Below are 19,873 nucleotides of genomic sequence, written 5' to 3' on the forward strand. Positions count from 1 at the left end.
GACAAGAACGGGATCGTACGTCATGCAGCACGGTAAATACCGTTTCATCGCCGGGTTCCTGATCCTTCCGCTGGCCATCTACGCGGTCTTTGTGATCTCCCCGTTCGTGCAGGCGATTTACTACTCCTTCACGGACTGGACAGGTCTGAGTTCCGATTTCGGGATGGTCGGGTTCGACAACTACGCGCGGCTCTTCCAGGACGGTGTGTTCTGGTCGGCGGTGGGCAACAGCGTGACCCTGCTTCTGCTGCTGCCGGTGGTGACGATTTCGCTCGCGCTGTTCTTCGCGTTCATGCTCAACGTCGGTGGCCGCCGCACGAAGAAGGCGGTCATCGGCGGGGTGCGCGGCTCGGGCACGTACAAGATTCTCTATTTCTTCCCGCAGGTGCTATCGGTGCCGATCGTGGCGCTGCTGTTCCAATTCGCGTACAACCCGGAGAGCGGCGCCATCAATTCGGCGCTCTCCGCGGTCGGCCTGGACGCCATTCAGCCGGACTGGCTGGGCGACCCGCAGCTCGCGCTGTGGTGCGTCATGGCCGCCATGGTGTGGGCCAACGTCGGTTTCTACGTGGTCCTCTTCTCCGCCGGAATGAGCTCCATTCCCAAGGATTTCTACGAGGCCGCGCTGCTGGACGGCGCGGGCCGCGCGAACACGTTCTTCCGCATCACCCTGCCGCTGCTCTGGGACACCGTGCAGACCGGCTGGATCTACATGGGAATCCTGGCCCTGGACGTGTCGGCCTTCGCGTTCGTGCAGATCATGAGCGTCGGCCCGGGCGGCCCGGACTACTCGACGGAAGTACTGCCGCTGTACGTCTACCAGAAGACCTTCCGTGACGGTCAGGCCGGCTACGCCACCGCGATCGGCGTCTCGCTGCTCATCGTCACCCTGATCTTCGCGGCCGTCGTCATGCGGCTGGGCCGTCGAGAGCGACTGGAGTTCTGATGACCGCACAGACCGATCCCCCTGAGCTCCAGGGCGTCACGAAGGGCTCCCCGCAGGACCTCGCGCAGGGCGGCGGTACGGGCGGCGCGGCGCCGGAGCCGCTCGCGCCCGCCGGCCGCGGGACGGGCCGGGGCAGGAAGGGCAGCAGCGAGGGCGGCGTCCTGAACGTCTTCTCGCACGGCGTGCTGGTGATCTGGGGCGTCCTCGTCACCATGCCGCTGCTCTGGGCCGTGGTCAGCTCGTTCAAGGACGACTCGGAGATCTTCGGCTCGCCGTGGGGGCTGCCCTCCGCGCTGCACTTCGAGAACTGGGTGCGGGCCTGGGAAAAGGCCAATATGGCCCAGTACTTCGGCAACTCGCTGATCGTGGTGGGCGGTTCGCTGATCGGTACGATGCTGCTCGGTTCGATGGCCGCGTACGTCCTCGCCCGCTTTGAGTTCCCCGGGAACCGCTTCATCTACTTCCTGTTCGTCGGCGGCATGGGCTTCCCGGTGATCCTGGCGCTGGTGCCGCTGTTCTTCGTCATGAAGAACATGGCGCTGCTGGACACGTACCACGGCCTGATCCTGGTCTACATCGCCTATTCGCTGCCGTTCACCGTCTTCTTCCTCAGCGGGTTCTTCCGTACGCTGCCGTCCTCGGTGGCCGAGGCCGCGCTCATCGACGGGGCCTCGCACGCGCGGACGTTCTTCCAGGTCATGCTGCCGATGGCCAAGCCGGGCCTGATCAGCGTCGGCATCTTCAACTTCCTGGGGCAGTGGAACCAGTACCTGTTGCCCACGGTCCTCAACGTCGGCGACCCCGACAAGAAGGTGCTGACCCAGGGCCTGGTCGCGCTGGCCGTCAGCCAGGGGTACAAGGGCGACTGGTCCGGGCTGTTCGCGGGCCTGACCATCGCGATGCTGCCGGTGCTGGCGGCGTACATCGTCTTCCAGCGCCAGGTGGTCGCGGGCCTGACCGCGGGGGCGGTGAAGTAGCGGGCGCGCACCCCCGAAAGGACACCGCAGAACGGAGGGCCTTCCGTCGCGTGGGCGACGGGAGGCCCTGGGGTGTGTCCACGTCCGGGGTCGGCCGTCGTGCGTGGATATCCGCCCTGCAGCGGTCGAGGACTTGACGGGAGCGGACCCGGGCGGCTCAGCTTAGATTCACATGTTGGAGACAAGCCGGGCCCCATCGCTGTGGTCCGGCCGGCGGGCGGTCGTCGTGCCGCCCGCGGCAGGCGGGAGTGGATGAGTCGATGGAGACTCCGGGGTCGCAGTCCTCGCTGCACCGGGCCAATCTTGAGCGGGTCGTGCGTGCCGTACGGATGGCGGGATCGCTCACCCAGGCGGAGATCGCCCGGACCACCGGGCTGTCGGCGGCCACGGTCTCCAACATCGTGCGGGAGCTGAAGGACGGCGGGACCGTCGAGGTCACGCCCACCTCGGCGGGCGGCCGCCGGGCCCGCTCCGTCTCGCTCTCCGGCGACGCGGGCGTCGTGGTCGGCGTCGACTTCGGCCACAGCCACCTGCGGGTCGCGGTCGGCAACCTCGCGCACCAGGTGCTCGCCGAGGAGTCCGAGCCGATCGACGTGGACGCCTCGGCCGCCGAGGGCTTCGACCGGGCCGAGCAGCTCGTCAGCCGGCTGGTGGAGACCACCGGCATCGACCGGTCCAAGGTCGTCGGGGTGGGCCTGGGCGTGCCCGGCCCGATCGACGTGGTCTCCGGGACGCTCGGCTCGACCGCGATCCTGCCGGGCTGGTCCGGCACGAACCCGGGCGAGGAGCTGTCGGACCGGCTCGGCGTGCCGGTGCACGTGGACAACGACGCGAACCTCGGCGCGCTGGGCGAGCTGGTGTGGGGTGCCGGGCGGGGCGCCGCCGACCTCGCGTACATCAAGGTGGCCACCGGCGTCGGCGCCGGGCTGGTGATCAGCGGGCAGATCTACCGCGGCCCGGGCGGCACGGCGGGCGAGATCGGGCACATCACGCTGGACGAGTCGGGGCCGGTGTGCCGCTGCGGCAACCGCGGCTGTCTGGAGACCTTCGCCTCGGCCCGGTACGTACTGCCGCTGCTCCAGCCGAGTCACGGCCCGGACCTGACCATGCCGGGCGTCGTCCAGCTCGCGCGCGAGGGCGACCCGGGCTGTCGCCGGGTCATCGCGGACGTCGGCCGGCACATCGGCAGCGGCGTGGCGAACCTGTGCAATCTGCTGAACCCGAGCCGGGTGGTGCTCGGCGGCGATCTGGCGGAGGCCGGGGAGCTGGTGCTCGCGCCGATCCGCGAGTCGGTGTCGCGGTACGCCATCCCCAGCGCGGCGCGTCAGCTCGGGGTCGTACCGGGCACGCTGGGCGGCCGGGCCGAGGTGCTGGGCGCGCTGGCGCTGGTGCTCAGCGAGATGGGGGACTCCACGCTGCTGGACGGCACGGTCGCCGCGGACGCGCCCGCCATTGCCTGACCCGGCCTTGCCCGACCCGCCATTGTCTGAAGCGAAAGGGGTGCCCCACCGCTGCCAAGGGGCACTCTGAGTTCACACAGCTAACGGATGGCACCGTTGTCATCTCGTTAAGGATTTACTCCTTGACGCCCTGCGAGCGGCCGAGTTGACTCCAAGCACCTCGGCCGCAAGGACGCGGCCATGTCAGGGAGGGCCATCCCCATGAACGCATTTGTGCGTCGCGTCGTCATAGCCACCACCGCGGTCTCCATGGCCGCGACCGTGGCCGCCTGTGGCAAGGCCGGCAGCGGTGACGACAGCGGTGGTGACAAGAAGACCATCGGCCTCTTGCTGCCGGAGAACAAGACCACGCGCTACGAGACCTTCGACCGCCCCCTGATGGAGGCGAAGATCAAGGAGCTCTGCGCGGACTGCGTGGTGAAGTACAACAACGCCGCGCAGGAGACCGAGACGCAGAAGAAGCAGTTCGACGCGCTGATCACGCAGGGCGTCAAGGTCATCATCCTGGACGCGGTCGACTTCAAGGCCACCAAGTCCTGGGTGAACCAGGCCGCCAAGAAGGGCGTGCAGGTCGTCGCGTACGACCGCCTCGCCGAGGGCGACATTTCGGCATACGTGTCCTACGACAACGAGAAGATCGGCCGCCTCCAGGGCGAGGGCCTGGTCAAGGCCCTGGGCAGCGACGCCAAGAACGCCAACGTTGTCATGATCAACGGCTCGCCGACCGACCCGAACGCCCCCTTCTTCAAGAAGGGCGCGCACACGGTCCTCGACAAGCAGGTCAAGAAGATCGTCTACGAGCAGGACATCCCGGACTGGTCGCCGGACGAGGCCAACAAGAAGATGAACTCGGCGATCGACTCGCTCGGCAAGGACGGCTTCCAGGGCGTCTACTCCGCCAACGACGGCATGGCCGGCGGCATCCTCACCGCGCTGAAGCAGCGGAACGTCGACGTCCCCGTCGGCGGCCAGGACGCCGAGCTGGCCGGTCTGCAGCGGATCCTGAAGGGCGAGCAGTCCTTCACGATCTACAAGCAGATCAAGCCGCAGGCCGAGACCACCGCCGAGGTCGCGGTCAAGCTCCTCAAGGGCGAGAAGCTCGGCTCCCTCACCCCGGACAAGGTCGACAGCCTCAGCGGCGAGGTCAAGGGCATCCCGGCGAAGCTGTACGACGCGCAGATCGTGACCAAGGACGACATCAAGGACACGATCATCAAGGACAAGGTCTACAAGGCGAGCCAGCTCTGCACCGCGGACTACAAGAAGGCGTGCGAGGAAGCCGGCATCAAGTAACCCCCTCGGACGGCCCGCGCCCACGAGAGGCGCGGGCCGCCGGGCAGCCTCGTACGCACCATTCCCGCCCGACAGGCGGCGAAGGAGATGATTCACGTGTCCGCTGCGCCCGTGCTGGCGTTGCGCTCGGTCTCCAAGCGGTTCGGCGCCGTCCAGGCGCTCACGGACGTCACGCTGGAGATCGAAGCCGGTGAGGTGGTCGCCCTGGTCGGCGACAACGGCGCCGGCAAGTCGACCCTCGTCAAGACCATCGCCGGGGTCCACCCCATCGACGAAGGCACCATCGAGTGGGAGGGGCGTCCGGTCCGCATCAACCGGCCGCACGACGCCCAGGAGCTCGGTGTCGCCACCGTCTACCAGGACCTCGCGCTCTGCGACAACCTCGATGTCGTCGCCAACCTCTTCCTCGGCAGCGAGCTGCGCCGCGCCTCCGTGCTGGACGAGATCGCCATGGAGAAGCGCGCCAAGGAGCTGCTGGACACCCTGTCCATCCGCATCCCCAGCGTCCGCATCCCCGTCGCGGCGCTCTCCGGCGGCCAGCGCCAGGTCGTCGCCATCGCCCGCGCGCTGATCGGCGACCCCAAGGTCGTCATCCTCGACGAGCCGACCGCGGCGCTCGGCGTCGAGCAGACCGCGCAGGTCCTCGACCTCGTCGAGCGGCTCCGCGAGCGCGGCCACGGCGTGATCCTGATCAGCCACAACATGGCCGACGTACAGGCCGTCGCGGACCGCGTCGCGGTGCTGCGCCTCGGCCGCAACAACGGCGTCTTCCCTGTGGCGGACACCTCCCACGAAGAGATCATCGCCGCCATCACCGGCGCCTCGGACAATGCCGTCACGCGCCGCAAGGCCCGCACGGACCAGGTGAAGAAGGAGCAGGGCGCGTCATGAGCAGCGACCTCACCAAGAGCGACGCGGGCGCCACGCCGGAGCAGTCGGCAGAGAAGAGTGCCGTCCCGGCCGCGGCCGTCGACCCCCGCCTGCTCGTCCGCGAGCAGGGCTTCAAGGGGTACTGGACCGACTTCACCCGGCGGATGCGCGGCGGCGAGCTGGGCTCGCTCCCGGTCGTCCTCGGCCTGATCGTCATCGCGGTGATCTTCCAGCTGCAGACCAGCAGCTTCCTCTCCGCCGGCTCCCTCGCGAACATCGGCATCTACACCTCCGGCCTCGGCATCATGGCCGTCGGCATCGTCTTCGTCCTGCTGCTGGGCGAGATCGACCTCTCGGTCGGCTCGGTGGCGGGCGTCGGCGCCGCGGTCTGGGCCGTGCTCAGCGTGACGAACGGCCTGAACGACTGGCTGTCCGTACTGATCGCCATCTTCTGCGGCCTGCTGATCGGCGCGCTGCACGGCTTCTTCTTCGCCAAGATCGGCGTGCCCGCCTTCGTGGTCACCCTGGCCGGCTTCCTCGGCTGGAGCGGCCTGCAGATCTGGATGATGGGCAAGGAAGGCTCCATCAACACGCCGGACGGCAGCGTGGTCGCCTACCTCACGGGCTACTACTTCGAGGACAAGGCGGCGGCGTACGGGCTGGCGCTGGTCGCCGTCCTGGCGTACGCGGGCTCGCTGCTGCTGGACACCAAGCGGCGCAAGGCCGCCGGGCTGCCCTCGCGGCCGCTGAGCGAGGTGGGCCTGCGCACCGCCGTGGTCGCGGTGATCGCCTTCGCCGTCGCGTACGTGCTCAATGAGCCGGCTGGCGCGCGCGGCCTGCCGCTCGCCCTGGTCGTCTTCCTGGCCGTCCTGGTCGTCGCCGACTTCGTGGTCCGCCGCACGACCTACGGCCGGCAGATCTTCGCGGTCGGCGGCAACGCGGAGGCCGCGCGCCGGGCCGGTATCAACGTCGACAAGATCCGGATCACGGTCTTCGCGATCTCCGGGATGCTCGCGGCCTTCGGCGGGCTCTTCATCGCCAGCCTCTCCGGCGGCGCCACGAAGAACCTCGGCGCGGGCAACACGCTGATGAACGTGATCGCCGCGGCGGTCATCGGCGGCACCAGCCTCTTCGGCGGCCGCGGCAAGATCTGGTCGGCGCTGCTGGGCATGCTGGTCATCCAGTCCATCCAGCAGGGCCTGAACCTGCTGGGCATGGCCAGCGAGATCCAGTACATGATCACCGGCGCGGTGCTGCTGGCCGCCGTCGTGATCGACTCGGTCTCCCGCCGCACCCAGAAAACGGCCGGCCGCACCTGACACGCCCGGCCCGCCGCCCGGCCCCTGCCCGGTTCCCTCCGGGCAGGGGCCATATGCGTGACATTCCTCGCACGGCCCGCGCGCAGTGGCAGCGCGCGGAACATTAGACTCGTCTGATCGGCAAGCTCGATCAGCTCGGACCGGTAGCGAAGGTCCGGAAAACAGCTCGACGCACAAGGAGGCACGGGTGGCCCTGCTGACCCGTATCAGGGGACCGCGCGATCTGGACCGGCTCGGCCCGGAGCAGCTCGAGCAGCTCGCGGCGGAGATCCGGACGTTCCTCGTCGACGCCGTCTCCAAGACCGGCGGACACCTCGGCCCGAACCTCGGCGTGGTCGAGCTGACCATCGCCCTGCACCGCGTCTTCCACTCGCCCCAGGACAAGGTCCTCTTCGACACCGGACACCAGTCCTACGTCCACAAGCTGCTGACCGGCCGCCAGGACTTCTCGAAGCTGCGCGCCAAGGGCGGCCTGTCCGGCTACCCCTCGCGCGCCGAGTCCGAGCACGACGTCATCGAGAACAGCCACGCCTCCACGGTGCTCGGGTGGGCCGACGGCCTGGCCAAGGCCAACCAGGTGCGCGGCAAGGACGACCACGTCGTCGCGGTGATCGGCGACGGCGCGCTCACCGGCGGCATGGCCTGGGAGGCGCTGAACAACATCGCGGTCGCCAAGGACCGCCCGCTGGTCATCGTCGTCAACGACAACGAGCGCTCCTACTCTCCGACCATCGGCGGCCTGGCCGACCACCTCGCCACCCTCCGTACGACCGACGGTTACGAGCGCTTCCTCGCCCGCGGCAAGGAGATCCTGGACCGCACCCCGGTCGTCGGGAAGCCGGTCTACGACGCGCTGCACGGCGCCAAGAAGGGCCTGAAGGACCTCGTCGCCCCGCAGGGCATGTTCGAGGACCTCGGCCTGAAGTACGTCGGCCCGATCGACGGCCACGACATGGAGGCGCTGGAGTCCGCGCTGCAGCGCGCCAAGCGCTTCGGCGGCCCGGTCATCGTGCACTGCCTGACCGAGAAGGGCCGCGGCTACAAGCCCGCCGAGCAGGACGAGGCCGACCGTTTCCACGGCATCGGCGTCATCCACCCCGACACCGGTCTGCCGGTGTCGTCCGGCGGCGCCGACTGGACCTCGGTGTTCGGCGAGGAGATGGTCAAGCTCGGCCGCGAGCGCAAGGACATCGTCGCGATCACCGCGGCCATGCTGCAGCCGGTCGGCCTGAAGAAGTTCGCCGAGGCGTTCCCCGACCGGATCTACGACGTGGGCATCGCCGAGCAGCACGGCGCGGTCTCCGCCGCCGGCCTGGCCACCGGCGGCCTGCACCCGGTCTTCGCGCTGTACGCGACGTTCCTCAACCGCGCCTTCGACCAGGTCCTGATGGACGTGGCGCTGCACAAGTGCGGCGTCACCTTCGTCCTGGACCGCTCCGGCGTCACCGGCACCGACGGCGCCTCGCACAACGGCATGTGGGACATGTCGCTGCTGCAGGTCGTCCCGGGCCTGCGGATCGCCGCGCCGCGCGACGCCGACCAGGTACGCGCCCAGCTGCGCGAGGCCGTCGAGGTCGATGACGCGCCGACCGTGGTGCGCTACTCCAAGGGCGCGGTCGGCCCGGCCGTCGAGGCGGTCGGCCGCATCGGCGGCATGGACGTGCTGCGCGCGCCGGCGAAGGACGTCAAGAAGCCCGACGTGCTGCTGGTCTCCGTCGGCGCGCTCGCCCCGATGTGCCTGGAGATCGCCGACCTGCTGGACAAGCAGGGCATCTCCACGACCGTCGTCGACCCGCGCTGGGTCAAGCCGGTCGACGCGGCCCTGCCGGGCCTGGCCGACCGCCACCGTGTCGTGGTCACGGTCGAGGACAACATCCGCTCCGGCGGCGTCGGCTCCGCGGTCGCGCAGGCGCTGCGGGACGCGGGCGTGGACGTGCCGCTGCGCGACTTCGGCATCCCCGAGAAGTTCCTCGACCACGCGTCGCGCAAGGAGATCATGGCCGAGATCGGCCTCACCGCGCCGGACATCGCCCGCCAGGTCACCGGCCTGGTCGCGAAGATCGACGGTCGTTACGACGACGCCGCGGACGCCGAGGACGCGCCGGCCGCCGAGCCGGCCCAGGTCGCCCAGGACTGATCGGTCCGACGCCGGAGGGACCGGTCCGCACTCCTCCGGGTGCGGGCCGGTCCCTCCGCATATCGAGTGATCTGTGGCGCCTCCGGGCACGCCGTCAGTGACCTTTCCCCGCAATTGCCGAGACTCGGTCAGTTGGGGATTCATTGACGGTCGCCCAGGCGGAGGTTCGCCCATGAGCAGTTCGTTGCCAGAGCAGGAGGGCCGCCGCCGCGGCCTTTTCCGTACCAAGACGGTCGAGGAGTCGATCCGCGACACCGAGGAGCCCGAGCACGCGCTCAAGAAGTCACTGTCCGCGCTGGATCTGACGGTCTTCGGCGTCGGGGTGATCATCGGTACCGGCATCTTCGTCCTCACCGGCAAGATCGCCAAGGAGACGGCGGGCCCGGCGGTCGCCCTCTCGTTCATCGCCGCCGGGGTGGTCTGCGCGCTGGCCGCCCTCTGCTACGCCGAGTTCGCCTCCACCGTCCCGGTCGCCGGCTCCGCGTACACCTTCTCCTACGCCTCGCTGGGCGAGTTCCCCGCCTGGATCATCGGCTGGGACCTGGTCCTGGAGCTGGCGCTGGCCTGTGCGGTGGTGTCCGTGGGCTGGTCCGGTTACATCCGCTCGCTGCTGGACTCCGCGGGCGTACAGCTGCCGGCGGGCCTCTCCGGTACGCACGAAGGGCAGTTCGGATTCGACCTGCTGGCCTGCATCCTCGTGCTCGTGCTGACGGCCATTCTGGTCGCGGGCATGAAGCTGTCGTCGCGGGTGACCGCGGTGGTCGTGGGCGTCAAGGTCACCGTCGTACTGATCGTCATCGCGGTCGGCGCGTTCTTCATCAACGGCTCGAACTACGAGCCGTTCGTGCCGGAGTCCGTGCCCAGCGAGGGCGGCAGCGGCTGGCAGGCGCCGCTGGTCCAGCTGATGTTCGGCTTCACCCCGGCGAGCTTCGGGGTGATGGGCATCTTCGCGGCCGCCGCCGTGGTCTTCTTCGCCTTCATCGGCTTCGACATCGTCGCCACCGCCGCCGAGGAGGCCCGCAATCCGCAGCGCGACGTGCCGCGCGGCATCCTCGGCTCGCTGATCATCTGCACGATCCTCTACGTCGCCGTGTCCATCGTCGTCACCGGCATGCAGAAGTACAGCCGGCTCTCCACGGACGCGCCGCTCGCCGACGCCTTCAAGGACATCGGGCACCCCTTCTGGGCCGGTCTGATCAGCTTCGGCGCGGCCGTCGGCCTCACCTCCGTCAGCATGATCCTGCTGCTCGGCCAGAGCCGGGTCTTCTTCGCGATGAGCCGCGACGGCCTGCTGCCCCGGGTCTTCTCCACGGTCCACCCGCGCTTCGGTACGCCCTACCGGTCCACGATCGCGCTCGGCGCGGTGGTCGCCGTGGTGGCCGGCTTCACGTCCATCGACGTGCTGGCCGAGCTGGTCAACATCGGCACGCTGTTCGCCTTCGTCGTGGTCGCCGTGGGCGTGATCATTCTGCGCCGCACCCGCCCCGACCTGCCGCGTACCTTCCGAACCCCGCTGGTGCCGCTGGTGCCGATCCTGTCCGTCATGGCGTCCGTGTGGCTGATGATCAACCTGACGGCGGAGACCTGGCTGCGGTTCGCCATCTGGATGGCCGTCGGGCTCGCCTTCTACTTCGTGTACGGGCGGTCGCACAGCCGCATGGGGCGGCGCGGCTGACGGCTCCTCATCTGCCGTACGCCCGGCCGCCGCCGGTGCCGACCGGGCGTACGGAACGGGGGCCCGTCACCCGGGCGCCCAGCGCCTCCACGCGCGCCCGCAGCCCCCGGTCGGCCGTCACGACCACACACGGCCGTCCCTCGGGCCGCGCCGCGACCAGTTCGACGATGCGGTCGTCACCGCTGCCGTCGGCCGACTCCACCCGTACGCCGTCGACGCTCGCCACCCCGCGCGCCGCGCCCTCCACGACGAGCACCAGCTCCACCGGCGGATCCGCGAGGCCGGGCAGCCCGCTCTCGCCGTACGCCACGAGGCCGTCGCGCAGCCGCTCGGCCGCGCCCCGCCGGTCGTGCCACCAGCCGTCGGGCACCGAGCCGACGACATTGGCGCCGTCGACGATCAGAGTGGTCATCACTGTCATGCGTCCATCGTGGCAGCTGGGCAGGGATGCGGTGCGGTTATCCACAGGGGGCGGCGGCTGTCGGCGGGGACGGTACTCCACTGGGGACGTCGTCCTCGGCAGCTCGTGCCTGGCAGAGCGTTTTCCAGGAGGACTCTGCTGCTGCCCGCGCGTCTCGTCCGTAGTCCGCATCGCTCAGCACCATGGCGCGGCTGGCGGCCCCGTCCGCGAGAGTGACGAGTTGTTCGGCGAGTGCGGCGGGCTCGCGGCAGCCCAGTTCCGTTACGAGTGCAGTGACCAGCCGCACCATCAGCAGTTGCGGGCCGCCCTCGAGGCAACCACCGCCTTCCACGTCCAGCCCGCTCCGGGGCCTAGCCGCGGCCCCACGTCGGCGTGACGCCGGCCATCGCCCCCGCGGCCATGTCCGCCCGGCCCTCGTCCTTCCGCACCTCCCGCGCGTACTCGACATGCAGGAAGGGCACCCCCGAGGCGGCGGCGCGGCTGCCCTGGACGTTGGTCCTGCCCTCCAGCGGGCAGGACCGGGCCCAGGCACGGCACACCCGGAAGCCGCGGTCGCGCAGCGCGTCGGCGAGCCTGCGGGCGTCCGGGCGGCCGTCGGTCCCGCGGCCGGTGGAGACGATCGCGTCGTAGCGGGGTGCCGAGTCGTGGGCGAAGCCGTGGATCTGTACGGCGGGCAGGCCGCGGCGTACGAGCTCGGTGCAGACCGCGTCGAAGACCGTGTCGCGGCGATGTGCCGCATCGGCGGCGTCGCCGTGGCCCGCCGCGCGGTGTGCGCCCGCCAGGACCAGCACGCCACCGCGGGCGCCGCGCAGGACGCCGGTGCCCAGCCGCTCGGTGTCCAGATCGGCCACCGGGTGCGGTACCTGTACCGACCAGCGGGCTGTCGCGTCCAGGTCGAGATAGACCCGGCCCCAGCCGCGGCGGGCCTCGGCGCTCCGGCTGCGGCCGGCGACCTCGGCGACACGACGGCCGGTGGCACGGTCGGTGAGGGTCCGTACGGTGTAGCCGGCGTCCGCGAGCCGCTCGCGGGCCGCGCCCCGGCGGCCGTCGAGCAGCAGCCCGACCCCCTCGGCGATCGCGCGGCGCTCGGCCGGGGCGGGCGGGGAGTAGCCGCCCGACGAGGAGAAGCCCGCGGTGTACTCCCGCACGTGACGGGCGAGGTCGACGTCGGTGCGGGACTGCCCGGCGGCGCGGTGGCCGACCGGGTCGTCACGCAGGCCGTCAACGCCGCCATGGGGCCCCTGACAAGCCGTCAGGACCGTCAGGGCGGCCGCCGACGCCACCGCCGCCAGGGTGCGCGTCGCCCGCGTCAACCTTGTGACTCTCGCCCGGTGCATGGTCGTGGTCATGGTCGTACGGAGTGTAATCAGCCAGATGCGGTGAATTACCGGCGAAGCGCCGTATTCGGATAGCGATGCCCGTCACATCAGGATCTTTCCCCGGTGATACCGCCATTCGCGTGGTTATCGTGCCTTGGCTTGATCGTTCTTCCTCAACCCCCCGAAAGGAGCCCCGCGTTGGGCTCTTCGGCTGCGAAGCGGCGGCACCCGGGCCGCCGGAGGGCCGGCATGCCTCTGCTGGGCGGCGTCGGCCCGCCCATCGCCGTGCTGTCGGTCCTGCTCCTCGCCCTGGCGGGCCTCACCGCCCGCACACTCGGCCGGACGGCACAGGACCCGGTGCCCCAGGGCGTACTGACCTCCCAGCAGCACTTCGCCGAGGACGGAGCGATCGCCATGCGCGCCTCCATCGACGAGAGTGTCACCGACATCGAGCGGGTCGCGGGACTGTTCAACGCCGCCGCTCCGGTCCCCGCCGACACCGTGCTCGACAAGCTCGGCACCGTGTACCAGAAGTGGTACGGCACCGCCGTCATCGACAGTGCGTCCGGCCGGCTCCTCGCCGCCCGCGGTGAGCACCTGCCGCACAGCGTCATGGACCGCACCCGCCTCAGCCGCCAGGGCGGCCCCTCGCCCCTGGTGGTCCGGCTCCCGGGCGGCGAGTTCCGCCTTCTCACCTTCGCCCTGCTGGACGGCCCCGGCCGGCCGCGGCAGCTGCTGGTCGCCTCCACCGGCCTGACATTCCCCGGGATCAGCCTCGGCGACGGGCGTTCCCTCGCCGTCGTCGACCGGCAGGGCACCGTCCTCAGCAGCACCGGCATCCCCGAGCGCGAACAGATTCGTACCGCCGCCCGCGCGGACGTTGCCCGGGCCCGGCAGCAGCTGACAGCCTTCGCGACGGACGCCGCCCGGCTCGCCGGCCGCAACCCCCTCACCGCCAAGGAACCGGGCTCCGGCGGCTTTCCGGGCATCAGCGGATCGCTCATCGGTGACGGCCGCCGCGCCACACCCGGTCAGGACGGCGCCGGGGCGCGGGACGCGGCCGGCCGTGGCGGCCTGCGCGCGATCGCCGGATACGCCGGTCTCGCCGGACCCGTGCCCGGCGAGGCCACCGTCGCCACCGGCCTCGGCCTGACCGTGGTCGCCATGGTCGAGGTGCCCGAGGATCCGAAAACCGCCCGCGGCCCGCTCTTCGGTCTGCCGGCCGCCGGTGCCCTGCTGGTCCTCGGCGGCCTCGTCGTCACCCTGCTGTTCGGGGCCGTCCAACGCCCCCTGATCCGGCTCTTCCTGGAGAGCCGACGGCTGGCGCGCGGTGACCTGGCCCACCCCGTGACCGTGCCCCGCTACGGCGAGCCCGCACGCATCGGCGCCGCGCTGGAGATCCTGCGCCGCCAGATGCTGGGGGAGGGGGTCGGCGAGGAGGGGCCGAGCGGCCACCTGCCGCGGCGGCGCGCCCGCTTCGGCAGCCGCGCGCTGGTCGCCGTGTGCGCCACCCTGCTGCTCGTGTGGTGCGTACCGCTGCTGCTGGTGCTCAACCGGGCCGGGGAAGCCGTCGCCACGGGGCGGGGGACCGTACCGCAGCAGCTCGTCGACGACCAGCGGGAGCGTACCGACACCCTCTCCGACCGGGTGCGCCGGGCGCTCAACGAGGGCCGGGCCGACCTGGTCTCGGTCGCCGGTCTGCTCGGCGACCGCACCCGGCCCGCGCAGCTGACCCCCGTCCTGCGCCGCGCCCTCGCCGCCCACCCGCGGTACGCCTCGTTGTACGTGCTCGACGCACGCGGCACGGTCCTCGCGCGCGCCGGGGGCGAGCCGCACAGCCCGCCGGGCAGGGGCCCGTCCACGGTGCCGGTGCGGGTGCTCGACGACCGGGCCGAGGAACCGCTGGTCGTCGGTACGGCGGCGGTACCGGGCCGCAGGGGCACCGCCGTGGTCGGCGAGTTCCGGATCGACTTCGTCAACTCGCTGCTGCGCAGACCGGGGCTGGGCGAGATCCGCGTCGTGGACCCCCGGGGCCGGGTCATCGCGGGTAACGCCGGCTACCTCGCCTTCGACCGGCTCGACGACGACGGGTCGCGCTCCCTTGTGGCGCAGGCCCGTACGGGGACGGACCGGCGCGCCCGCGGTGCTCTCCGGCACGACGCGGACGGTCCGCGGATCGTGGCCGCCGCGCCGTTCTCCGGTTCCGGCGAGGCCGGATCGCTCGGCTGGACCGTGGTCAGCGCGCAGCCCGTCTCCCGGCTCGCGATCCCCGTGGTCAGCCTGGAGAACCGCACGGTGCTGGCCGGGCTGCTGGGCACCACCGCGGCCGTGGCCTGCCTCGGCTGGCTGGGCATCGGCGTCGTACGGCCGCTGCGCGCACTCGCCGGACAGGCCGAGGCGCTGGCCGGCGGCGACCGCCGCACGGTGCTCTATCCACGCCAGCACGACGAGGTCGGCGCCATCGCCCGCCGCCTGGAGCTCATTCGGCAGCGGCTCCGGGGCGGCCGGTCGCGCAGCCGGGACGCCGTACCGCCATCGCACTCGCACGAAGAAGGAACTGAACCGCCGTGCTCTTTCTCTACACCGTTCTGATGGTGTCGTGCGTGGTGCTGCTGGTGGCCGGCGTCATCGAGCAGCGCCGGCACTTCGCCAGCCTCGAACGGATACCCACACGGGTACTGGTCAACGGCATCCGCGGCAAGAGCTCCATCACCCGCCTGTGCGCGGGCGCGCTGCGTGGCGGCGGGCTGACCACGGTCGCCAAGACCACCGGTACGGCCGCCCGGTTCATCCACCCGGACGCCACCGAGGAGCCCGTCCACCGCAAGTTCGGCATCGCCAATGTCGCCGAGCAGATCGGCATCGTGCGGCGCGCGGCGATGTACCGCCCGGACGCGCTGGTCATCGAGTGCATGGCCGTGATGCCCGCGCTCCAGGAGATCAATCAGTCCAAGCTGATCCGCTCCACGATCGGCGTGCTGTGCAACGTCCGCGAGGACCATCTCGCCGAGATGGGGCCGACGCTGGACGATGTGGCGCGCTCGTTGTGCCGGTCCATGCCGGAGCGCGGTGTCTGCGTCACCGCCGAGAGGGATCGCCTCGCCATCCTCCAGGAGGAGGCGGCGGCCAGGAATTGCGTTCTCGTCCATGCCGATCCGGAGAAGGTGACGGACGAGGAGATGCGCGGATTCGGCTGGTTCACCTTCAAGGAGAACGTGGCGATCGCCCTCACCGTCGCCGGCCTGCTGGGCGTGGACCGCGCGACGGCCCTCAAGGGCATGTACGACGCGCCCCCGGACCCCGGCGTGCTCTCCGTCGAGCGGTACCGGACCGAGGACGGCAAGAAGCTTCGGTTCGCGAATGTCTTCGCCGCCAACGACCCCGAGTCGACGCTGATGAACATCCGCCGGCTCCTGGACCTGGGCGCCATCCACCGGCCGCTCAGCATCGTCATCAACTGCCGTCCCGACCGCGTCGAGCGCAACGGCCAGATGGGCCGGCTGATCCCGGAACTGGCGCCCGAACAGGTCTTCGTCATCGGGCACCCCGTGAAGAGCGCCATCGACGCGATTCCCCCCGGGTGGCGGGACCGGGCCGTCGACCTGGGCGGTGACCGGCGCGCCCCGGAGGAGCTCATGGCGGAGTTGCTCGGGCGGCTGGCACCCGATTCCTCGCTCGTGGCCATCGGCAATATCCATGGTCAGGGCGAGTCGCTGCTGGAGCAGCTGGCCGAGCTGCCCGCCGGTGACTCCGAACCGTCCGCCGATGACGCCGCGGCGCCGACCGTCGCGGCGGCCGTCGGAATCCCGTACCAGCGCGGCGTGTTCGAGCCGCAAGCACGGCAGAGCCCAGGAGAAGAAGACCGTTGATCCCGTCCGTCCTCACTCCTGAGATCGCCGCGATCGGGATCGCCCTCGGCCTGCTCTTCTCGCTGGTCTGCTATCTCGCGACCAATCTCTCGCCGGGCGGCATGATCACCCCCGGCTGGCTGGCGCTCACCCTCGTGGAGGACCTCCAGCGCGCCGCGATGGTCGTGGAAGTCACCGCGCTCACCTACGTCTCCGCCGTGATCCTTCAGCGCTTCGTGATCCTCTATGGCAAGCGGCTGTTCGCCGCGGTCGTGCTCACCGGCGTGGTGCTGCAGTCGACCGTGATGATCGTGCTGTCGATGGAGTTCCCGCTGCTGTACGCGAATCAGACGCTCGGCTTCATCGTCCCCGGCCTGATCGCCTATCAGCTCGTCCGCCAGCCCAAGGGGCCCACGCTGCTGGCCACCGGTTCGGTGACCCTGCTGGCGTTCGTCGTCCTCACCGCCGGCATTCTCCTCGGCTTCATGCCGTCCGCCTGACGCCCCGTACGGAAACAGGAAGACAGGAACCGAGCCAGAGGATGAGCGCCGCGTACAGGAAGACGCACAAGAACCAGCACAAGAAGAGACGACCCCTCCTGCACACCGTCACCGTGCTCGCGCTGCTCGCGGCCGGCGCGTATCTGACCGTGGAGCTGCGCGAGCGGGAGCAGGCGGCACTGCCGCCGCTGGAAGCGGTCACCGACGGCGCGGTGCCGGCGGCGGGCGCCGGCCGGCACACCGGGACCGGGCGCAGGCACTGGGAGCGGCTGCGGCACCCCGACCGCTCGGTGCTGCGCGGCGCGCACGGCGAAGTGCTGGCCACCTTCACCGACGGCGCCCGCACCGCCGCTCTCAAGGGCCCCAGCCGTGTCTTCACCGAGCCCGCGACCACCGCGTCGAGGGTGGTGACGGAGGACTGGGTGCGGCTGCTGCCGAAGCAGTGGCGGCAGGGAGCGGAGAAGGAGCGGTGGTTCCAGGACTGGTTCGGGCGGCACTACGGCAGCGAGCAGGACGACATCCTCGCGATGGGTTTCCAGTACGTGGACCGGGCCCCGGTGAAGAAGGACGCCAAGGGCGTCGCATACGCCGGTGACGCCGCCTTCGGTCCGCTGAATCCGCACGGCAGCCTGGGGAACGATCTGCGCGAGGAGAAGTCCGACTTCTACGACTACCTGGGCATCCCGTACACCTACCGGGACGGCGTCACCGCCCGGCCCGAGGCCGCCCGGTACCACGCCGTGGACTGCTCGGGCTTCATTCGCCTGCTGTACGGCTACCGCGCCCACTATCCGCTGAGGTCCAGGGGGCAGTCGGGCGGTGGGCTGCCCCGCATCTCTGACGCCATGGCGCGCTCCGCGATCGGCGCGGACGTCATCCCGCCGCGGGGCGGTGGTCCCGGCGCCCGCCCGGCCTCCATCGACGTCCTGCAGCCGGGCGATCTGGTCTTCTTCGAACTGGACGCGCGCACCGGCGCCCGGCTGGACCACGTCGGGGTGTACGTGGGTCATGACAGCGACGGGCACAAGATTTTCCTCTCCAGCCGGGAAGAGGCCAATGGGCCGACCGTCAGCGGCAAGGGCGGGGTGTCGTGGCTGGACGGGGACGGCTACTACGCGGAGCGGCTGCGCAGCGCCAAGCGACTGTGATGAGCGAGGGAAATCGACAACCCAGGGTTGACGCTCGGGCATCGTCAACCTACCGTTGACGCATGGCAGATTCCGTGGAACCCGTACGCAGCACGCACCCGGTGCGCCTCGACGACCTGATCGAGGCCATCAAGAAGGTGCACACCGACGCCCTCGACCAGCTCACCGACGCGGTCCTCGCCGCCGACCACCTCGGCGACGTGGCCGACCACCTGATCGGCCACTTCGTGGACCAGGCCCGCCGATCCGGCGCGTCCTGGACGGAGATCGGCAAGAGCATGGGCGTCACGAAGCAGGCGGCCCAGAAGCGCTTCGTCCCGAAGGGCCCCGCGACCCCGGACCTCGACCCGAACGAGGGCTTCGGCCGCTTCACGCGGCGCGCCCGCAACGTCGTCGTCACCTCCCAGAACGAGGCCAAGGCGGCCGGCCATCCCGAGATCCGGATTGGCCACCTGATCCTCGGCCTCCTCGCCGAACCGGAGGGGCTCGCGATGAAGGCCGTCGCCGCCCAGGGCAGCACACCCGAGGCCCTGCGCGAGGCCGCCGTCGCCGCCCTGCCCCCGGCCACGGACGGCGACGTCCCCGCCCTCATCCCCTTCGACGCCGCGGCCAAAAAGGCCCTCGAACTGACCTTCCGCGAGGCCCTGCGCCTCGGCCACAACTACATCGGCACCGAGCACCTGCTGCTCGCCCTCCTGGAACAGGAGGACGGCGAGGGCATCCTGACCGGCCTCGGCATCACGAAGGAGGCCGCCGAGGAATGGGTCACGGAGGCCCTGGAAACCATCATGGCGGCACACGGCAAGGAGTGACGGCCCGTCATGCGGGAGCCGTGCCCGGCCGCTGCAGGCGGCTGTAGTCTGCGTCGATGCCGATACTCAGACGGTTACGGGGGCGCCGCTCGGCCCGGGTACTGCTCGTCGACGGCGGCGGCCGGGTGCTCCTCTTCCGGTCGCTCCGGGAGCCGGGGCGGCCGGCGGCCGGGTACTGCTGGTTCACGCCCGGCGGGGGAGTGCACCGTTGGGAGCGCACGGCGCGGGCCGCGGCGCGCGAACTGGCCGAGGAGACCGGCCTGTCGGTGCCGCACACGGAGCTGACCGGGCCGGTGGCCCGCACGTCCGGGTACGCGGACCTGGGGTGGAAGCGGGGCTGGTTCTCGGACGTCTTCTACGTGTGCCGGGTGGCCCGGCACGACGTGGACACCGGCGGCTTCGAGGCCCATGAGCGGGCGACCATCGTGGACCACCGGTGGTGGACGGCCGGGGAGCTGGCGGCGCCGGAGGAGGAGGTCTACCCGTACGGCCTCGCGGGCCTCCTCACGGACATCCTCACCGACCGCCTGCCAGTGAAGCCCGTACGGCTGCCCTGGCACCACTGAACGGCGCCCGGGGCCGCGACGGCCGCCCTTGCCTCACTGATCCTGCACGGGCGGGCAGTAGCCGGTCTTCTCGCCGATGGTGTTGATCTCGGCGTTGGGCCGGGGGTCTCCGGCGTAGTTGATCTGGTTCGTGCAGCTCACGTCGGGCTTCTTGGGGGTGCCCGACGGCGTGCCGGCCTTCTCCGGTGCCGGGCAGTGGCCGGTCTCCGCGCCGATGGAATTGATCTCGGCGTTGGACCTCGGGTCGCCCGCGTAGTCGAGCTGGTCCGTGCAGCGCGCGTCGGACTGCGTGGCGGTGGCCGACGGCGTGGCCTCGGTGGCGCTCCGGGAGGTCTTGTCCGTGGCGGTGTCCTTGGCGGTGTCCGTGCCGGTGGGGGACTGCGTGGCGTGCGCGAAGGGCGACGAGGCCGAGGCCGAGGGGGCGGACGAGGCGCCGGTGCCGCCTTCCTGGCAGGCGGTGAGCCCGAGCGCGGCTACGGCGATCACCATGGCGGCGGCGGCCTTGCGGGCGTGGCGGAGGGTGGTGCGGTGCAGCATGTGCGTCCCCGTTCTCTGTTCTCTGCGTGGTGTCCCGGTGTGTGA

At 70.9% G+C, this 19,873-nt stretch carries 16 protein-coding genes and 1 pseudogene; 14 read left to right on the forward strand and 3 right to left on the reverse strand.

The window, feature by feature from the left end; all coding sequences use genetic code 11:
- The first annotated feature begins 22 nt into the window (after positions 1-22).
- The 8 genes from IF04_RS0123115 (at position 23) to IF04_RS0123150 (ending at position 10,677) form a co-directional block, all read left to right on the forward strand.
- A complete protein-coding gene (locus tag IF04_RS0123115; RefSeq protein WP_030261171.1) occupies positions 23-946 on the forward strand; it encodes a carbohydrate ABC transporter permease in 924 nt (307 codons plus the stop codon).
- Positions 946-1,923 carry a carbohydrate ABC transporter permease gene (locus IF04_RS0123120; protein ID WP_030261174.1) on the forward strand — a complete coding sequence of 326 codons (978 nt, stop codon included), beginning with the start codon at positions 946-948 and terminating at the stop codon, positions 1,921-1,923. The genes IF04_RS0123115 and IF04_RS0123120 overlap by 1 nt, the downstream gene beginning before the upstream one ends.
- 260 nt (positions 1,924-2,183) lie before the next feature.
- The gene (locus IF04_RS0123125; RefSeq protein WP_030261176.1) at positions 2,184-3,383 is read left to right on the forward strand and encodes an ROK family transcriptional regulator; all 1,200 of its coding nucleotides are present in this window, start codon (positions 2,184-2,186) and stop codon (positions 3,381-3,383) included.
- 201 nt (positions 3,384-3,584) lie between these two features.
- Entirely contained in the window at positions 3,585-4,676 is a 1,092-nt protein-coding gene (locus IF04_RS0123130; RefSeq protein WP_030261179.1) for a sugar ABC transporter substrate-binding protein, read from the forward strand.
- An 87-nt stretch (positions 4,677-4,763) separates the two neighbouring features.
- Positions 4,764-5,567 (forward strand): ATP-binding cassette domain-containing protein, encoded by an 804-nt coding sequence (locus IF04_RS0123135; protein WP_030261182.1) that lies wholly within the window; start codon positions 4,764-4,766, stop codon positions 5,565-5,567.
- A complete protein-coding gene (locus IF04_RS0123140) occupies positions 5,564-6,865 on the forward strand; it encodes a sugar ABC transporter permease (protein WP_030261184.1) in 1,302 nt (433 codons plus the stop codon). The genes IF04_RS0123135 and IF04_RS0123140 overlap by 4 nt, the downstream gene beginning before the upstream one ends.
- A gap of 187 nt (positions 6,866-7,052) precedes the next feature.
- The gene (gene dxs / locus IF04_RS0123145; protein ID WP_030261186.1) at positions 7,053-9,002 is read left to right on the forward strand and encodes a 1-deoxy-D-xylulose-5-phosphate synthase; all 1,950 of its coding nucleotides are present in this window, start codon (positions 7,053-7,055) and stop codon (positions 9,000-9,002) included.
- A gap of 172 nt (positions 9,003-9,174) precedes the next feature.
- Entirely contained in the window at positions 9,175-10,677 is a 1,503-nt protein-coding gene (locus IF04_RS0123150; RefSeq protein ID WP_051831478.1) for an amino acid permease, read from the forward strand.
- 7 nt (positions 10,678-10,684) lie between these two features.
- Here the strand turns inward: IF04_RS0123150 and IF04_RS0123155 are convergent, their stop codons facing one another.
- On the reverse strand, positions 10,685-11,089 hold the full coding sequence (locus IF04_RS0123155) for an NTP pyrophosphohydrolase (RefSeq protein ID WP_425428442.1): 405 nt from the start codon (positions 11,087-11,089) through the stop codon (positions 10,685-10,687).
- 359 nt (positions 11,090-11,448) lie between these two features.
- Positions 11,449-12,447 (reverse strand): hypothetical protein, encoded by a 999-nt coding sequence (locus IF04_RS0123165; RefSeq protein WP_245654476.1) that lies wholly within the window; start codon positions 12,445-12,447, stop codon positions 11,449-11,451.
- A gap of 219 nt (positions 12,448-12,666) precedes the next feature.
- Between IF04_RS0123165 and IF04_RS0123170 the strand changes: the two genes are divergently transcribed.
- The 6 genes and pseudogenes from IF04_RS0123170 to IF04_RS0123195 all read left to right on the forward strand — a co-directional run bounded on the left by IF04_RS0123170 (position 12,667) and on the right by IF04_RS0123195 (position 19,291).
- Positions 12,667-15,009 carry a cache domain-containing protein gene (locus IF04_RS0123170; RefSeq protein WP_051831479.1) on the forward strand — a complete coding sequence of 781 codons (2,343 nt, stop codon included), beginning with the start codon at positions 12,667-12,669 and terminating at the stop codon, positions 15,007-15,009.
- A pseudogene (gene pgsB / locus IF04_RS0123175) lies at positions 14,985-16,214 on the forward strand (poly-gamma-glutamate synthase PgsB); the annotation flags it as partial. The gene IF04_RS0123170 and the pseudogene pgsB, both read left to right, overlap by 25 nt.
- A 68-nt stretch (positions 16,215-16,282) precedes the next feature.
- Positions 16,283-16,765 carry a poly-gamma-glutamate biosynthesis protein PgsC/CapC gene (locus IF04_RS0123180; protein ID WP_030261199.1) on the forward strand — a complete coding sequence of 161 codons (483 nt, stop codon included), beginning with the start codon at positions 16,283-16,285 and terminating at the stop codon, positions 16,763-16,765.
- 41 nt (positions 16,766-16,806) lie between these two features.
- Positions 16,807-17,913, forward strand: a complete 1,107-nt coding sequence (locus tag IF04_RS0123185) for an NlpC/P60 family protein (RefSeq protein WP_051831480.1) — start codon at positions 16,807-16,809, stop codon at positions 17,911-17,913.
- 62 nt (positions 17,914-17,975) lie between these two features.
- A complete protein-coding gene (locus IF04_RS0123190; RefSeq protein WP_030261203.1) occupies positions 17,976-18,725 on the forward strand; it encodes a Clp protease N-terminal domain-containing protein in 750 nt (249 codons plus the stop codon).
- 56 nt (positions 18,726-18,781) lie between these two features.
- Complete coding sequence (locus IF04_RS0123195; RefSeq protein WP_030261205.1) at positions 18,782-19,291, forward strand: NUDIX domain-containing protein; 510 nt, start codon at positions 18,782-18,784, stop codon at positions 19,289-19,291.
- Positions 19,292-19,324: 33 nt separating this feature from the next.
- Here the strand turns inward: IF04_RS0123195 and IF04_RS0123200 are convergent, their stop codons facing one another.
- Positions 19,325-19,828: a hypothetical protein gene (locus IF04_RS0123200; protein WP_030261208.1), complete on the reverse strand. Its 504-nt coding sequence runs from the start codon at positions 19,826-19,828 to the stop codon at positions 19,325-19,327.
- Between the last annotated feature and the right edge of the window lie 45 nt (positions 19,829-19,873).

The organism is Streptomyces violens (genome assembly GCF_000717745.1).
Lineage (GTDB): Bacteria > Actinomycetota > Actinomycetes > Streptomycetales > Streptomycetaceae > Streptomyces > Streptomyces violens.

Bases quoted from the DNA above. Each gene is read 5' to 3' on its own strand.
- IF04_RS0123115 (WP_030261171.1), top strand. From the start codon at position 23: ATGCAGCACGGTAAATACCGTTTCATCGCCGGGTTCCTGATCCTTCCG.
- IF04_RS0123120 (WP_030261174.1), top strand. From the start codon at position 946: ATGACCGCACAGACCGATCCCCCTGAGCTCCAGGGCGTCACGAAGGGC.
- IF04_RS0123125 (WP_030261176.1), top strand. From the start codon at position 2,184: ATGGAGACTCCGGGGTCGCAGTCCTCGCTGCACCGGGCCAATCTTGAG.
- IF04_RS0123130 (WP_030261179.1), top strand. From the start codon at position 3,585: ATGAACGCATTTGTGCGTCGCGTCGTCATAGCCACCACCGCGGTCTCC.
- IF04_RS0123135 (WP_030261182.1), top strand. From the start codon at position 4,764: ATGATTCACGTGTCCGCTGCGCCCGTGCTGGCGTTGCGCTCGGTCTCC.
- IF04_RS0123140 (WP_030261184.1), top strand. From the start codon at position 5,564: ATGAGCAGCGACCTCACCAAGAGCGACGCGGGCGCCACGCCGGAGCAG.
- IF04_RS0123150 (WP_051831478.1), top strand. From the start codon at position 9,175: ATGAGCAGTTCGTTGCCAGAGCAGGAGGGCCGCCGCCGCGGCCTTTTC.
- IF04_RS0123155 (WP_425428442.1), bottom strand. From the start codon at position 11,089: ATGACCACTCTGATCGTCGACGGCGCCAATGTCGTCGGCTCGGTGCCC.
- IF04_RS0123165 (WP_245654476.1), bottom strand. From the start codon at position 12,447: ATGACCACGACCATGCACCGGGCGAGAGTCACAAGGTTGACGCGGGCG.
- IF04_RS0123170 (WP_051831479.1), top strand. From the start codon at position 12,667: ATGCCTCTGCTGGGCGGCGTCGGCCCGCCCATCGCCGTGCTGTCGGTC.
- IF04_RS0123185 (WP_051831480.1), top strand. From the start codon at position 16,807: ATGAGCGCCGCGTACAGGAAGACGCACAAGAACCAGCACAAGAAGAGA.
- IF04_RS0123190 (WP_030261203.1), top strand. From the start codon at position 17,976: ATGGCAGATTCCGTGGAACCCGTACGCAGCACGCACCCGGTGCGCCTC.
- IF04_RS0123195 (WP_030261205.1), top strand. From the start codon at position 18,782: ATGCCGATACTCAGACGGTTACGGGGGCGCCGCTCGGCCCGGGTACTG.
- IF04_RS0123200 (WP_030261208.1), bottom strand. From the start codon at position 19,828: ATGCTGCACCGCACCACCCTCCGCCACGCCCGCAAGGCCGCCGCCGCC.